Here is a 14,755-nt window from a genome sequence, read left to right on the forward strand (position 1 = left end):
CGCCACCGCTGGACGATCGGCGTCGCTCATTCGACGCCGATCATCACCTCAGTGGACTTCACCAGGGCGATGGCCTTGCTCCCGACCGTCAGTCCGAGCTCCTCCACGGCCTCCTTGGTGATGCTGGCGGTGACCTGCTGACCACCGCCGTCGAGCCGAAGTTTGACGGTCGCCATCACGGCGCCGACGGTGACCTCGGTGACCGTGCCGGCAAGCTGATTACGGGTGGACAGGCGCATGGTTCATCTCCCTGAGTTGACGCGGGTGATCGCGCTTCAGGATCCCACCGAAGAGGGGTGGGACAGGCACCCCGATCCGTGCTAGCGTCAGCCGTGGTTGCAGTTGGAGTTTCTCGCAGGACGATGGAGTGCCCGCAGCAGGTAGGCGGGCATTTTGCATGTGGGCCACGGTTCATGACTTGTGGGTTCGGCCGAGGCAGCCGGAGCTTTGCATCCGCGAAGCTCCACGCCGGAAATAGATAGAGAGTTACCCCGAATGGCACAGGGCACCGTCAAGTGGTTCAACGCTGAAAAGGGCTTCGGCTTCATTGCGCAGGACGGTGGGGGCCCGGACGTTTTCGTCCACTACTCCGCCATCCAGACCAATGGATACAAGAGCCTCGACGAGGCGCAGCGCGTCGAGTTCGAGATCACCCAGGGCGACAAGGGCCCGCAGGCGACCAACGTCGTCGCGGTCTGATCTTTCGACAGACTTAAGGAGTCCGCGGCTCGCCGCACCAACTCCTGCCGAGCACCCCGCTACCGAACGGTGGCGGGGTGCTTTGTCATGTCAGCCGGTGCAGGGTGGCCCGCTCGGCCCGAAACCTATGTGGTGCCGGGCCGAGCCTGCGTCAGCAGGAGCTGGCGGTGTCGGAGATGGGGTTGGCCGACGCGGTCGAGGACGGAGTCGACGTGCTGGGCGTCGTGGGCGAGGTGGAGGTCGTCGCCGACTTCGGCTTCTTGGCGGTGTGCGGACGGTCGATGGCGGCCTTGATCAGCGCCCGGATCTTCGCGAAGTCGGGGTTCCCGCTCGCGATGGTCGGGTAGCTCAGGTTGACGCTGCGCATGTCGCCCTTCTTCATGCGGTTGACCAGCGTCGCGAACGCGTCCAGGTGGTCCTGGGGGATGTCCATCGTGATGCTCTGACGAGCAACGCTCATCACGTCGGTGAACTTGGTGATCATGGTGAACGGGTTCGCCTGGTTGATCAGGCTGTTGACCATGCACCGCTGGCGGCGCGTGCGGTCGTCGTCGCTGTTCTCCACGCGGCTGCGCGAGTACCACAGCGCCTGGTAGCCGTTCAGTTTGCGATAGCCGCCGGGCACTCGGCCGGTGATGCTGCCCGGCACGATCTCGCCGTTGACGATGCGTCCGCCGATGGCGATGCCGCCGGCCGGCACGTTGACGTAGACGCCCCCCATCGCGTCGACCAGCTTCTGGAAACCGGCCAGGTCGATCACCACGGTGTAGTCGATCGGCATACCGACGATGTCGCTGACCACCTCGCGAGTGGTGTCCAGGCCGGGGTTCTTCTCGTCCTTGGGGAACAGGGTCGGATAATTGGTGCCCGCCTCGGTCCACAGCGCGTCCATCAGGCATTCGTGGCCGGTGCCGCGGTTGGGGCAGTAGAAGCCGTTGGGGTAGATCTTGTGCAACGGGTTGCTGGTCGGGATCGGTACGTGCTCCAGGTTGCGCGGGATGCTGACCAGCGTCGTGTCGCCGGTGTGGGTGTCGATGCTCGCCACCATGATCGAGTCGGTGCGGACGCCCGTGCGGTCCGCGCCCGCGTCCGAGCCCAGGAACAGCATGTTGATGCGGGGGACCGACTTCCACGGGTCCGAGCCCGCCACCGGGGTGTGCTGTACGGCGTCGCGTCCCTTGTACCGGGGGACGAAGACATGGCCGAGGGTGCCCTTGGTGACCCACACGTAGTTGGTGGCGACCGCCGCGGGCACAGCGATCACCATGCAGAGCACGGCGGTGAAGAGCCGGTGCATCCACTTGGTCTGGTTCGGCCACCGACGGCCGGAGGTCTCGGCGTACGTCGCGAGGATGCCCCCCAGCCAGATCAACCCGCCGACAACGCACACGAACAGCATGAAGAGCAAGCCACGGGTGGACAGCAGCCGCGCCGCGCCGTGCATGATGCCGCCGCGGGTCAGCAGCCAGGCGAGCACCACGAAGAGGATCACGGAGAAGCCGAGCAGTACGGCGCCGAGCTTGCGCCTGCGGGTGAGGGTCAGGCCCAGCCCCGGCACGATCGCGCTCATCGTGGTCAGCAGCAGCGCGCGGCGCACCTCGTGCGCGCGCGTCTCACGAACCGCGGAGCGCGACCTCAGATGCGTGCGTGGGCCCGTGGCGGTGGCACCGGCCGGGCGGGCACGCCGGGAACCGGCGCCGTCGTCGGCCTCGGAGGAGCTCACCGCATCGTCGGTCGTCGACGGACGCGACGCGCGCGGAAGCTGCGCCCGGCGGTGAGGCGCACCGGGTTCGCCGCGTTCAGTCATGTCTGCTCTCGTAAGTTGTGTCGAAAATCAACCAAGCCCACCACATCATCCATCACCTGTGCACATCGCAGGTGCCAGAACAGCAGATCAGCATCGGTTTGGCCCTTCGCTGTCGCGCCGGTAACCTTGCCGACGCTTGCATTGGAGGCGTCGCCTAGTCAGGTCTATGGCGCCCGCCTGCTAAGCGGGTTTGGGGCTACAACCCCATCGAGGGTTCAAATCCCTCCGCCTCCGCCACAAGGAATCACGTCGGACCCCCATCGAGCCGCGGCTCGGTGGGGGTTTCGCGCATCCCTGGACACTGTGGACACCCTCCTGCCGAATGAAGCAGTGTCGCGCCCGCTTGCTGTGCGCTCGCTGTGTGAAGAATGAGGCCGTGGGAGCGCGTCCGCCGCCCCTGTGGCAATGCTCCGAATGATGGGTCGCATCAGGTCGGCCAGCCGGGTCGGATCGCCGTATCACCAATGATTGCAGCGTTTTAACCGGCACCACATGTGAGCTCCAGTGCGGCGTTACGCGACCGTGACTATCGTTGTGCCGGGATCTGTTGACAGGCTGCTGTGACCCAGATTACTTTAAACATCACCCGAAAGCAGCACAAGATCACACAATTCTCACACGAACGTGGGCAGCGGCCCGTCGAACGTGGACGACGGGCCAGACGTCGATACAAGGAGAGCCAGGCATGCGTGCAGTCGTTTTCGCCAGTGAGGGCACGTTGGTCCTCGAAGATCGGCCCGAGCCCAAGCCCGGCTTCAAGGAGGTGCTCATCGAGACCGCCGCGGTGGGTATCTGCGGCACCGACGCCCACGTCTTCGACGGCGAGTTCGAGGGGACCGTCTTCCCGCTGGTCCCGGGCCACGAGGCCACCGGAACCGTGGTGGCGCTCGGCGAGGGATGTGACACCAGCATCAACAAGCTCGCCGTCGGCGATCACGTCGCCATCAACCCGAGCACGGTCTGCGGCGAGTGCGAGTTCTGTCTCAACGGCAAGAACAACCTGTGCCGGTCCTGGAACGGCCTCGGCGTGGTGGCCTCGGACGGCGCGTCGCAGGAGCGGTTCGTGGCGCCGCTCGCCAACGTCTTCAAGCTCAAGCCCGACACCGACCTGCATCTTGCCGCTCTGATCGAGCCGTTGGCGTGCTCGATCCGCGGGTGGGATCAGCTGCCGCGTCGGATGGGCGACCACGTGCTGGTCTACGGCGCCGGCACCATGGGCCTGCTCATGGCGCAGCTCGCGCCCTACGCCGGTGCCGCTTCGGTCACCGTGGTCGACGTCAACGAAGGGCGCCTGCAGGTCGCTGCGGACGTCGGGATCCAGCACCGGTACACCAACGCCGACGACGCGGATCGCGACCTGTGGGACGTGGTGATCGACTGCACCGGAAACGTCAAGGCCATCGAGGACGGTCTCAAGCGGCTGAAGCCCGGCGCGTCGTTCCAGCACTTCGGCGTGGCCGCGACCGACGCGGTCGCCCAGTACGCGCCGTTCCGGGTCTACCGCGACGAACTGTCGATCGGCGGGTCGATGGCGGTCCTGAACTCCTTCGGTCGCGCGGTGGAGATGTTCGAGGCCGGCGCCATCAAGGCCGCGCCGATGGTCAGCCACTCCTTCAGCCTCGACGACTACTCCGACGCGCTCACGATGTTCCGCGCCGGCACCGGCCGCAAGCTGCAGATCCGGCCCAACGACAGCGAGTCGAAGGTGCTCCTCTGATGAGCACCGCCACCGACGTCGCGCCCACGCAGGACGGTGGTCGCGGCGTGCGGCGAGGGCCGGGTGCGCTGGCGCTCAGGCGTTTCGCGCCGCCGGCCGTGCTCGTCGTGGTCCTGGTTCTGATGCTCACCGTCGGCACCACCTACGCGGGCGGTAAGACCGCGAGCGCGGGCGCCAACGGCGGAGTGGTCGCCTTCAGCCCTGCGGAGTGGGCCCAGAGGAACTTCCCAGCCGTGCAGAAGTACATCTCGACGCATGCCATCGCGGCGTCGACTCTGGTGGCCGATCTGAAGAAGGACCCGACCGGCGCGAAGGTCGGCATCACTCCCAACGGAGCGATCGGTCCGGAGATCCCGGTGAAGTTCACCGGCGTCGTCAAGAGCAACACCGGTGGCGGCATATACAACATCGCGGTTTCGGGCGTACCGACGACACAGGTCATCCATCTCGTCACAGGACCCGCGATCTTGAGCACGGATCTGCGCGATGTGTCGGGCCAGTACACCCAGAACACGCCGGGAATCAACAACCAGACCGATTTCCTGAACGCCGCGCTGGCGTTGAACAACGTGATGAAGTCACAGGTTCTCGCGAAGGCTGGCGTCTCCGACCTCACGGGTAGGACCGTGACGGTCGAGGGTGCCTTCGGATTGATCAACCCGGCCCTGTGGACCATCACCCCCTCGAAGCTGACGGTGTCGTGAGCGACAACCCGGGCGCCAGTGAACAGCCGGACAAGCCCGCCGGTCAGGACAGCGTCGTCGTGCGAGCACGGGACATCGTCAAGAGCTACGGCGGTACGCAGGCACTCAAAGGTGTCAATTTCGACATTCATCGTGGCACCGTCACGACACTGTTCGGCGAGAACGGCGCCGGGAAGTCGACACTGATGAAGATCTTGTCGGGCGTGGAGAAACCGACGTCCGGCACCATCGAGTTGTACGGGAGAGACGTCGCGTTCTCCTCGACGGTCGAGGCTCGGGATCTGGGGATCTCGATCATTCACCAGGAATTGAGCCTGGCGCCGAACCTGAGCGTGCGCGACAACATCTTCATGGGTCGTGAGATTCGATCCGCGACCGGAATCGATTACGCGGAAGAGACGCGCCAGGCCGCAGCGCTGTTGCGAGAACTGGAAGAGGACATCGACCCCTCCGTCCTCGTGTCGTCCCTGCGACTGGGTCAGCAGCAGATCGTCGAGATCGCCCGAGCGCTCTCGGTCGATGCGCGGATCCTGATCATGGACGAGCCGACGTCGGCGCTCAGCGCAACCGAGGTCGAAGTGCTCTTCAAGGTCATTCATGACCTGACCGCCCGCGGGGTGTCCATCGTCTACATCTCCCACCATCTGGAAGAAGCGCTCCAGATCACCGATTTCGCGGTCGTGCTCCGCGATGGGTCGATCACAGCCACCGGATCCGCCGCGGACATCGACCTGAGATGGATCGTGCGCAACATGGTGGGGGAGCACTTCGACCTCGGGTCTCCACCGGAGGGCTACACATTCGGAGCCGTCGCTCTTGCCATCGAGAACGTCACGGTCGACGATCCGCAGAATCCGGGTCGCGCCTTGGTGGACAACCTGTCGCTGACGATCCACGAGGGCGAGATCGTGTGCATCTACGGCCTCATGGGGGCCGGCAGGACCGAGCTCCTGGAAGCGGTGGCGGGCAAGGAGCCCATCGTCGACGGGCGGGTCATGTTGAAGGGCCGCGATATCGCGGGCCTGTCGATCGCCGAGCGAATTTCGGCCGGCCTCGGTCTCGTACCGGAGGATCGCCAACGCGATGGTCTGGTGCAGACGATGACCGTCGGTCGAAATCTTTCCCTCGCCAGCCTCAGGTCGTTCGCGAAGAACCTGCTCATGTCCCGATCCGGTGAGGCCAGCCTGGTGTCCGCCGGTATTCGTGCGGTACATGTCAAGACCTCGGGGGGAGGGGCGATGATCGGATCGCTCTCCGGCGGGAATCAGCAGAAAGTCGTCATCGGAAAGATGCTGGCGACCGAGCCTGAGGTGATCCTGCTCGATGAGCCCAGCCGCGGAATCGACATCGGTGCGAAGGCAGAAGTCTTCAAGCTGCTCGCGGAGCGTGCTCGATCCGGCCTGGGAGTCATCTATTCGACCTCCGAGGTCAACGAATGCCTGAGTATTCCGCATCGGATCATCGTGATGCGCAGGGGCAGGATAGTTAGTGAATTCGGACCTGACATCAACAAAGAAGCGATCATGGCCGCCGCCGGCGAGACCGTGGTCGCCTGATATCACAGGGAACGGGAAGAATCTCATGAGTGCTCCCACGACCGACAAGATCGGGTCGGACAGGAAGGCTCCATCGTTCATGCCGAAAGACCTCAGCGTCGGCAAGGTCCTCCTCGAGGGACGTGCGTTCCTCGCATTGATCGTGATCATCGTGGTTTTCGCGTCGTTGTCAGGGAATTACTTCACCACCGGCAACCTGATCACCATGTCATCGCACGTCGCGATCTATGCGCTCCTTGCGATCGGCCAGCTGCTCGTTGTCCTCAACGGTGGAATCGACCTGTCCGTCGGGTCGACGCTCGGTCTGTCCGGAATGGTGGCCGGATACATGATGCAGGGGGTGAAAATACCGGGCACATCGACGACGGCATTCCCATCGGTCTGGGTGGTCGTGATCGTGTGCTGCCTGGTGGGCGCTCTGGTGGGCCTCATCAATGGCGTGCTGGTCGGCCGGCTGAAGGTCGCCGCCTTCGTCGCCACCTTGGGGACGTTGTACGTCGTCCGCGGATTCGCCGAGCTGATGACGAACGGCCAGCCGTACAACAACCTGTCGGGCGACCCGTCACTCGGCAACACGGGCTTCAACTGGTTGGGGTTCAACGACATCCTCGGCATCCCGGTCGGAGTCTGGGTGATGGTGGTCGTGGCCCTCGTCATCTCGCTCACCCTCAGTCGAGCAGTCTTCGGTCGATGGCTGTACGCATCCGGTGGCAACGAGCGGGCCGCGGAGCTGTCGGGAGTGCCGGTGCGCCGGGTGAAGACGTCGGTGTACGTCATCTCCGGTGTCTGCGCGGCCATCTCCGGTCTCGTTCTGTCGTCGGAGTTGACGGCAGCGAGCCCCGTGAACGGCACATCGTATGAATTGACGGCCATTGCTGCCGTTGTCATCGGCGGGGCGTCCCTGATGGGCGGCCGCGGCAACATCAGGGGCACGCTCCTGGGCGCATTCGTCATCGGCTTCCTGTCCGACGGATTGACGATCGTCGGCGTATCCGCCTACTGGCAGACGGTCTTCACAGGCGCGGTCATCGTCCTGGCGGTTCTCCTGAACGGAATCGAGTACCGCTCTCGGCGACCGAGGAAGACGCAGTCACCACGCGAACCCAAAGCCCCGACGGGTGCAGGGCTCTCGGGTACCGAGTCCCTGGGCGGCGCCGTCGGCTCACCGCAGACGTAGTGCTCACCTGAAAGTCCTGATGTGCCCTCTGATGTAACCGATGAAAGGAAATCTCGCATGTCCCAGAAGAAGATCGGGGTTCTTGCGACCGGAGCGATCGTCGCTTTGACGATCGCAGGTTGCGGCTCCAGCAGTTCTGCCGCCAAGTCGAGCGGCAAGGGGTCAGCAAGTTCGACCTCTTCGGGGTCCTCGTCGTCGGCGACGGGTTCGACCAAGAAGGGCGGCCTGATATCCATCATCGTGAACGACCCGTCGAACCCGTTCTGGCTGACTGAGGGGAACGTGGCGAAAGCTGAGGCCGTCAAGCTCGGCTACACCGCGAACGTGTCGGCGTCGAAGGGGGACCTGAACACCGAGAGCAATCTGGTCGACACGGCGATCGCCAACAAGTCCAGGGCCCTGATCCTCGATCCGGCGAACGCGACCGGTTCGGTCGGCAATGTCAAGAAGGCCGAGGCGGCAGGGATCCCGGTCTTCCTGGTGAACGCCGAGATCGACACGCCCGGCGTTGCCAAGGCGCAGTTGATCTCCAACAACGCCCAGGGTGCGGCGCTCGGCGCACAACAATGGGTGAAGGACGTGGGGCAGAAGGGCAACTACGTCGAGTTGTACGGTCTGCCCACCGACAACAACGCGGCTATCCGGTCCGACGGGTACGCGGCTGTGCTCGGTCAGTACCCGGGGCTCAAGAAGGTGGCCCAGCAGACGGCGAACTGGATCCGCACCCAGGGTCACGACAAGATGCAATCGATGCTGCAGGCGCACCCGAACATCATCGGTGTCATCTCTGGTAACGATGAGATGGCCCTCGGCGCGATCGCGGCGCTCAAGGAAGCAGGCAAGCTCAACTCCATCAAGGTAGGTGGATTCGACGGTTCACCCGATGCCGTCGCTGCGATCAAGAGCGGGGAATTGCAGTACACCGTCCTGCAGCCGGTGGCGACCTTCGCTCAGAAGGCTGTCGAAGAAGCGGACGAATACCTGAAGACCGGCAAAACCGGTTCCGCCGTCGAGAAGCAGTCGTTCAACTGCATTCTGATCACGAAGGCGAATGTCAGCAAGATGACCGGGCCATTCACTTATACCCCGTGACGATGGTCGTCAGGTGCCGGGACCGACGGTCTTGCGGTTCCGGCACCTGCTGAGCAGAAAGGACCAGGTATGAGTTATCTCCTGAACGACCCCAGCTCGTTCGCCGATGAGATGGTCGACGGCTTCGTGCTCGCCAACCACGAATTGGTACGCCGCGTCGACGGCGGGGTCGCGCGCGCCACGGCCACCCCGCAGGGCCAGGTGGCGGTCGTCATCGGCGGCGGATCCGGGCACTACCCGGCCTTCGCGGGGCTGGTCGGCCAGGGCCTGGCGCACGCGGCCGCACTGGGCAACGTGTTCGCCTCACCGTCGGCGCAGCAGGCCTATTCGGTGGCCGCGTCCGTCGCCACCGGGGCCGGAGTGCTCTTCACCTACGGCAACTACGCGGGCGACGTCCTCAACTTCGACCAGGCACAGGAACGGCTGATCGCCGAGGGGATCCCGTGTCGCACGGTCGTGGTCACCGACGACATCTCCAGCGCCTCGGACGCCGAGCGGGGCAAGCGCCGGGGGGTCGCGGGAGACCTGGTGGTGTTCCGAGCCGCTGCGTGGGCGGCTGAGCAGGGCCGCACGCTGGACGAGGTGCACGACCTGGCGCGCGAGACCAACGAGCGCACCCGCACCCTCGGAGTCGCGTTCTCCGGGTGCACCCTACCCGGAGCAGATGCGCCTCTCTTCTCCGTCCCGCAGGGTCGGATGGCCGTGGGGATGGGCATCCACGGCGAGCCCGGGATCGATGAGGCCGCCCTGCCGACAGCCGACGAACTGGCCCACCTGCTGGTCAGCCGGGTGCTCGAGGCCGCCGGGCGCCACGACGAGACCCGAGTAGCAGTCATCCTCAACGGCCTGGGCTCGGTCAAGACCGAGGAGCTCTTCGTCACCTACCGCACCGTGGCCGCGGACCTGGAGGGCGCCGGTCTCACGATCGTCGCGCCCGAGGTGGGTGAGATGGTCACCAGCTTCGAGATGGCGGGAGTGTCCCTGACCGTCACGTGGCTCACCGACGACATCGAGGCGGCCTGGACCTCGCCCGCCGCGGCGCCCGCGTACCGGCGCGGAAGCGTGGACGCCGCCGGGCAGGCGGCCCGACTGCCCGACGAGACGGGTGCGAGCGAACGCGGCTACCCGGCGGCCAGCGAGGAGTCCCGGCGCGTGGCGCGCCGGGCCGCGGCTGCACTGCACGCCGTCCGGGCCACGGTCGAGGAGAACGTCGAAGAGCTGGGCAGGCTCGACGCGGTCGCCGGCGACGGCGACCACGGGATCGGCATGCAACGGGGTGCGCGGGCCGCCGTCGATGCGATCGACGCGACTCTCGGCTTCGGAGCCGGCGCGCAGTCCGCGCTGGAAGCGGCGGGCGACGCGTGGGCCGACAAGGCCGGCGGCACCTCCGGCGCGTTGTGGGGGGTGGCGCTGCGCACGCTCGCGGCGCGGCTCGGCAACCAGGAGCGACCGGACGCCGACGTCATCGCCTCCGGAGTGCAGGACGCCGCCGATGCACTGGGGCGCTTCGGCAAGGCCGAGCGCGGCGACAAGACGATGCTGGACTCCCTCTTCCCCTTCGCCGAGGCGTTGCGCAGAAACGCCGATGCCGGCCGGTCGTTGCCCGAGAGCTGGTCGGCCGCGGCCGCGGTGTGCACGGACGCGGCGGCCGCCACCGCGGACCTGGTGCCGAAGATCGGCCGGGCCCGACCGCACGCAGAGAAGAGCGTGGGGACACCGGACCCGGGCGCGTTCTCGCTCGCCCTCGCAGTGACAGCGATCGCTGACACGCTCACCTCCACGAAAGCCGAGACACCATGAGTCCCAAGCTGCGGATCGTCGTCGGCTCCGACGACGCGGGGTTCCAGTACAAGGAGGCCCTCAAGGCCGACTTCGAGGCCAGCTCGGATGTGGCGTCGGTGCAGGACGTGGGCGTCGACGCCGAGAGCCACACGCCGTACCCGACCGTCGCGATCGCCGCTGCGGAGCTGATCCGCACGGGGCAGGCCGACCGCGCTCTGCTGGTCTGCGGCACTGGCCTCGGGGTGGCGATCTCGGCCAACAAGGTGCCCGGCGTCCGCGCCGTCACCGCCCACGACAGCCTGTCCGTCGAGCGCTCCGTGCTCAGCAACAACGCCCAGGTGCTGACCTTCGGCCAGCGGGTCGTCGGTCTGGAGCTGGCGCGGCGGCTGGCGCGCGAGTGGTTGACCTACGAGTTCGACGAGGCCTCGTCCTCGGCCGAGAAGGTCGCCGTGCTCGACCGCTACGAGAGCAGCACCGCTCACCCCGAGGAACGGGCATGAGACGGTTCGCTGCACGCGCGCGGCTGATCCCGCGCCTGCAGTGAGCGGTGCCGCGCGTCCGCCCCTCATCGGTGTCAGTCTCAAGATGTATTTCGGTCCCGCCCGGGCCGTCGAATGGGCGCAGGACGTGGTGCGGCTCGCGGCCGAGCACGACAGCACGAGCTCCGGCACAGTGGATCTGTTCGTACTGCCCTCCATGGCCGTCGTCCCCGCCGTGCTCGACATCGCGACCGGCACCCGAGTGCAGGTCGGCGCCCAGGACCTGTTCTGGGAGGACCGCGGCGCGTTCACCGGCGGCATCAGCGGCGCGGACCTGCGCGACATCGGCTGCACCCTGGTCGAGGTGGGGCACGTCGAGCGGCGTCGGTTCTTCGGCGAGGACGACGCCACGATCGCGCGCAAGTTCGCGGCCGCGGTGCGCAACCGGCTGACGCCGGTCCTGTGCCTGGGGGAACGAGAGCCCGGCGCCACCGACGACGCGGTGGCCGACTGCATCCGGCAGCTGAGCAACGCGCTCGCCGACCTGCCGGACGATGCGCGCGCGGACGTCGTCCTCGCGTACGAGCCCGAGTGGGCCATCGGCCGGGCCGAGCCGGCCGATGCCCAGCACATCGGCGAGGTGACACGCGCCCTGCGCGAGTACGTACGCGGGCATCCGGTGGTCGCCGGGTCGCGCGTCATCTACGGCGGCAGCGCGGCACCGGGGCTGTGGACCCTCATCCACGAATCCGTCGACGGGCTGTTCCTCGGTCGTTTCGCGCACGACGTCACCGCGCTGCGAGCCATCCTGGACGAGATCACCGCGATAGAGTCCGGTGTTCTGTCCTGACCGAACAACTGAGCAGGTTGCACCGGATGTCCACCGAACCCGTCGCCGCCGACAGCCGTCAAAGCCGGCAGATGGCGCGCCAGCGGGCGATCACCGAAGCGGTGATGGCGCAGGGCGCGGTGCGGATCGAAGAGCTCGCGGAGCGCTTCGACATCAGCGTGATGACCGTGCACCGGGATCTGGACGAGTTGGAGAGCCGCGGCATCCTGCGCAAGAGCCGCGGGGTCGCGACCGCCACCGCGACGTCGTTGGTGGAGTCCAGCGACATCTACCGCACGGGCCGTGAGAAACGGGAGAAGGAAGCGATCGCCATCGCGGCGATGGACTTCGTCGAACCGGGGCAGGCGATCCTGCTGGACGACTCGACCACGGTGGCGCACATGGCTCCGCACCTGCAGAGCAAGAGCCCGCTGACCGTCATCACCAACGTGCTCACACTGATCAACGAGCTGCGCGGTGCGCGGGGGATCACCCTGCTGTCACTGGGCGGTGAGTACTACAACTGGTGCAGTGCGTTCATGGGCCGGATGACGACCCAGGCCATCTCCAACCTGCGCGCCGACACGTTCCTGATGTCGACCGCGGCGATCACCGACGACATCGTCTTCCACCAGGCGCTGGAGACCGTCGACATCAAGCGGGCGATGTTCGACTCGGCCAGCAGGCGCATCCTGCTGGTGGATCACACCAAGTTCGAGAAGCGGGCGCTGCACGCGCTCGCGCCCCTGTCGGCGTTCGACACGGTGATCGTCGACGCCGGCACGCCCGACCAGCACGTCACGAGGATGCGCGACCAGGGGATCCACGTGGTGGTGGCGCCGATGCGCGGAGTCGCCGGGGTGCCGCGCGGTCGTTCGGCACGTGGCGAATTCGAGCACTGAACGAGCGCGCCTGGGCGCGGGACCTCAGAGTGCGGTCGGGGCGGACTCGGCGGCGACGACCTCGGGGGCAGCCGGAGCGAACCACCGCCGCAGCAGTAGGAAACGGATGACGGTGGCGATCACGTTGCCGACGGCGACGGTGCCGGTCGAGACCAGGCTGTCGGCATGCGGGTCGGTCTGCCGCAGGATCTCCAGCGCGCCGGACGTCATGGCGACGGTGATCGCGAGCAGCACCAGGGACTGCAGCTGCACCCGCGCCGCGCCACCCGTCCCTCTGGCGCCGAAGGTGTAGCGGCGGTTGAGCGCGGTGTTGATCACGGTGCAGATGAGCAGCGCCGTGATGTTCGCCCACTGATTGCCGAGGGCGTGCCGGAGGAGGGCGAAGAGCAGCAGGTTCAGCACCGTGCTGCCGACGCCGATGACGGCGAACTTCACGACCTGGGCGCCGAGCTTGCGGCGTGCCGACATCAGGGAGCCACCGACGGCATCGAGGCCGGGGTCTCCTGGAACGAGCGCCGCATCCGCATCGTGAAGGTGGTCCGCCCCGGGACGGACTGCACGCGAAGGTCTCCGCCGTGCGCCGTCACGACCGCGTGCACGATCGAGAGCCCGAGCCCGGTCGAGCCCTCCGTGCGGGTGCGTGCGGAGTCGCCACGCGTGAAGCGCTCGAAGATGTGCGGCAGCAGGGAGGGCTCGATGCCCGGGCCGTCGTCGGACACCGTCACCACGACGTCACCGCCGTCGCCGGCCACGCGCGTGGTCACCTCGGTGCCCTCGGGTGTGTGGCGTCGCGCGTTGGCCAACAGGTTGATCAGCACCTGGCGGATCCGAGCCTCGTCGCCGACGACCTCCATCGGCTCGTCCGGCAGGTCGAGCTTCCACCGGTGCCCCGGGCCCGCGGCATGCGCGTCCGACATCGTCTCCATGGCCAGCAGCGTGACATCCACGGGCTCGCGGTCCAACGGCCGCCCCGAGTCCAGCCGGGCCAGCAGCAGCAGATCCTCCACCAATGCGGTCATCCGATCCGACTCGGACTCGATGCGGCTCATCGCGTGCTGGACGCCGGTCGGCACCGGTTCGCGCTCGCGCCTAGACAACTCGGCGTACCCGCGGATCGAGGCGAGCGGCGTCCGCAACTCATGGCTGGCGTCCGCGACGAACTGCCGCACGCGGGTCTCGCTCTCCTGACGTGCGGTCAGCGCGCCGTCGACGTTGTCGAGCATCTGGTTGAGCGCGAGACCGACCTGGCCGACCTCGGTGCGCTCGTCGGTGTCCGCAGGATCCACCCGCTCGTGCATGACGACCTCACCGGCGGACAGCGGAAGGGTCGAGACCCGGGTCGCGGTCTCGGCGACCCGGCGCAGGGGTTCGAGGTTGCGGCGGACCACATATGCCGTGGCCAGGCCGACCAGGATCAATCCGGCACCCGACAGCAGGGCCACGGCGAGCGCGGCCCTGCGGACGGCCGCGTAGGTGTCGCCGAGAGGAAGTCCGACGATCGTGGTGACGGTCTGCGATGAGGGCGGACCTGTCGCCTGAGTGCGCAGCTTCGCCGCGTGACTCACGGCGATGACGCGGTAATCTCCCGCCCGCCCCAGCCCGATGGTGGACGGGTGGTCGCCGATCCCGGCGGTGCGCACGATATTGATCTGAGCCACGGACAACTGCGTGGGAGGCGCGCCCAGCCTGTTGATGAGCGCGCTCGGACGTATGCCTCCGTTCTGCAGGTCCTGGACATAGACGACGTTGCCTGCGTAGAGGTCGACCCGCAGGGAGTTGCCGCCTCCCCCCTGATAGTTGAGCGCATCGCTGCGATCCGCGGACGGCACGGCCAACTGTTGGGCCGACGTGACCAACTGCTGGTCGATCCTGTCCGCCAACGTCCTCTGCAGCTGCCAGACGGTCAGGGCGCCGATCGCCATGATGATCACGACGAACAGAAGGAGGACCGAGGAGACCAGCTTGGTCCGCAGGGTCCACCGGGAAGGGTGCAGCGCGGTACTCATGCGGC

The 14,755-nt window shown here is 66.9% G+C and carries 14 protein-coding genes and 1 tRNA gene; 11 read left to right on the top strand and 4 right to left on the bottom strand.

Annotated elements, in window-relative coordinates; all coding sequences use genetic code 11:
- Positions 1-26 precede the first annotated feature (26 nt).
- Complete coding sequence (locus HNR15_RS01185) at positions 27-239, bottom strand: TOBE domain-containing protein (protein WP_179478437.1); 213 nt, start codon at positions 237-239, stop codon at positions 27-29.
- Between the two features lie 256 nt (positions 240-495).
- Between HNR15_RS01185 and HNR15_RS01190 the strand changes: the two genes are divergently transcribed.
- A complete protein-coding gene (locus HNR15_RS01190; protein ID WP_179478439.1) occupies positions 496-699 on the top strand; it encodes a cold-shock protein in 204 nt (67 codons plus the stop codon).
- 151 nt (positions 700-850) lie between these two features.
- On the opposite strand, the gene HNR15_RS01195 is transcribed toward HNR15_RS01190, so the two are convergent.
- Positions 851-2,506 (bottom strand): LCP family protein, encoded by a 1,656-nt coding sequence (locus HNR15_RS01195; protein WP_179478441.1) that lies wholly within the window; start codon positions 2,504-2,506, stop codon positions 851-853.
- A gap of 143 nt (positions 2,507-2,649) precedes the next feature.
- Here HNR15_RS01195 and HNR15_RS01200 point away from each other — a divergent pair.
- From HNR15_RS01200 to HNR15_RS01245, 10 genes are all read left to right on the top strand, one after another.
- Positions 2,650-2,743, top strand: a tRNA-Ser gene (locus tag HNR15_RS01200).
- A gap of 448 nt (positions 2,744-3,191) precedes the next feature.
- Complete coding sequence (locus tag HNR15_RS01205) at positions 3,192-4,223, top strand: alcohol dehydrogenase catalytic domain-containing protein (RefSeq protein ID WP_179478443.1); 1,032 nt, start codon at positions 3,192-3,194, stop codon at positions 4,221-4,223.
- Positions 4,223-4,927, top strand: coding sequence for a DUF2291 family protein (locus tag HNR15_RS01210; RefSeq protein WP_179478445.1), 705 nt, complete (start codon positions 4,223-4,225; stop codon positions 4,925-4,927). Before HNR15_RS01205 ends, HNR15_RS01210 begins: the two co-directional genes overlap by 1 nt.
- Positions 4,924-6,483, top strand: a complete 1,560-nt coding sequence (locus HNR15_RS18720; protein ID WP_179478447.1) for an ATP-binding cassette domain-containing protein — start codon at positions 4,924-4,926, stop codon at positions 6,481-6,483. Before HNR15_RS01210 ends, HNR15_RS18720 begins: the two co-directional genes overlap by 4 nt.
- A 25-nt stretch (positions 6,484-6,508) precedes the next feature.
- Complete coding sequence (locus tag HNR15_RS01220) at positions 6,509-7,660, top strand: ABC transporter permease (RefSeq protein WP_179478449.1); 1,152 nt, start codon at positions 6,509-6,511, stop codon at positions 7,658-7,660.
- Between the two features lie 57 nt (positions 7,661-7,717).
- Complete coding sequence (locus HNR15_RS01225) at positions 7,718-8,752, top strand: D-ribose ABC transporter substrate-binding protein (RefSeq protein WP_179478451.1); 1,035 nt, start codon at positions 7,718-7,720, stop codon at positions 8,750-8,752.
- Between the two features lie 69 nt (positions 8,753-8,821).
- A complete protein-coding gene (locus HNR15_RS01230) occupies positions 8,822-10,552 on the top strand; it encodes a dihydroxyacetone kinase family protein (protein WP_179478453.1) in 1,731 nt (576 codons plus the stop codon).
- Entirely contained in the window at positions 10,549-11,034 is a 486-nt protein-coding gene (locus HNR15_RS01235) for a ribose-5-phosphate isomerase (RefSeq protein ID WP_179478455.1), read from the top strand. The genes HNR15_RS01230 and HNR15_RS01235 overlap by 4 nt, the downstream gene beginning before the upstream one ends.
- Positions 11,035-11,074: 40 nt before the next feature.
- Entirely contained in the window at positions 11,075-11,863 is a 789-nt protein-coding gene (locus HNR15_RS01240) for a triose-phosphate isomerase (protein ID WP_179478457.1), read from the top strand.
- Between the two features lie 26 nt (positions 11,864-11,889).
- Positions 11,890-12,744 (top strand): DeoR/GlpR family DNA-binding transcription regulator, encoded by an 855-nt coding sequence (locus HNR15_RS01245; RefSeq protein ID WP_179478459.1) that lies wholly within the window; start codon positions 11,890-11,892, stop codon positions 12,742-12,744.
- 24 nt (positions 12,745-12,768) lie between these two features.
- Here HNR15_RS01245 and HNR15_RS01250 read toward each other — a convergent pair whose 3' ends face one another.
- Both HNR15_RS01250 and HNR15_RS18525 read right to left on the bottom strand, forming a co-directional pair.
- Positions 12,769-13,212: a GtrA family protein gene (locus HNR15_RS01250; protein ID WP_179478461.1), complete on the bottom strand. Its 444-nt coding sequence runs from the start codon at positions 13,210-13,212 to the stop codon at positions 12,769-12,771.
- Entirely contained in the window at positions 13,212-14,750 is a 1,539-nt protein-coding gene (locus tag HNR15_RS18525) for a sensor histidine kinase (protein WP_179478462.1), read from the bottom strand. The genes HNR15_RS01250 and HNR15_RS18525 overlap by 1 nt, the downstream gene beginning before the upstream one ends.
- Positions 14,751-14,755 lie beyond the last annotated feature (5 nt).

The organism is Allobranchiibius huperziae, assembly GCF_013410455.1.
Classification (GTDB): Bacteria; Actinomycetota; Actinomycetes; order Actinomycetales; family Dermatophilaceae; genus Allobranchiibius; species Allobranchiibius huperziae.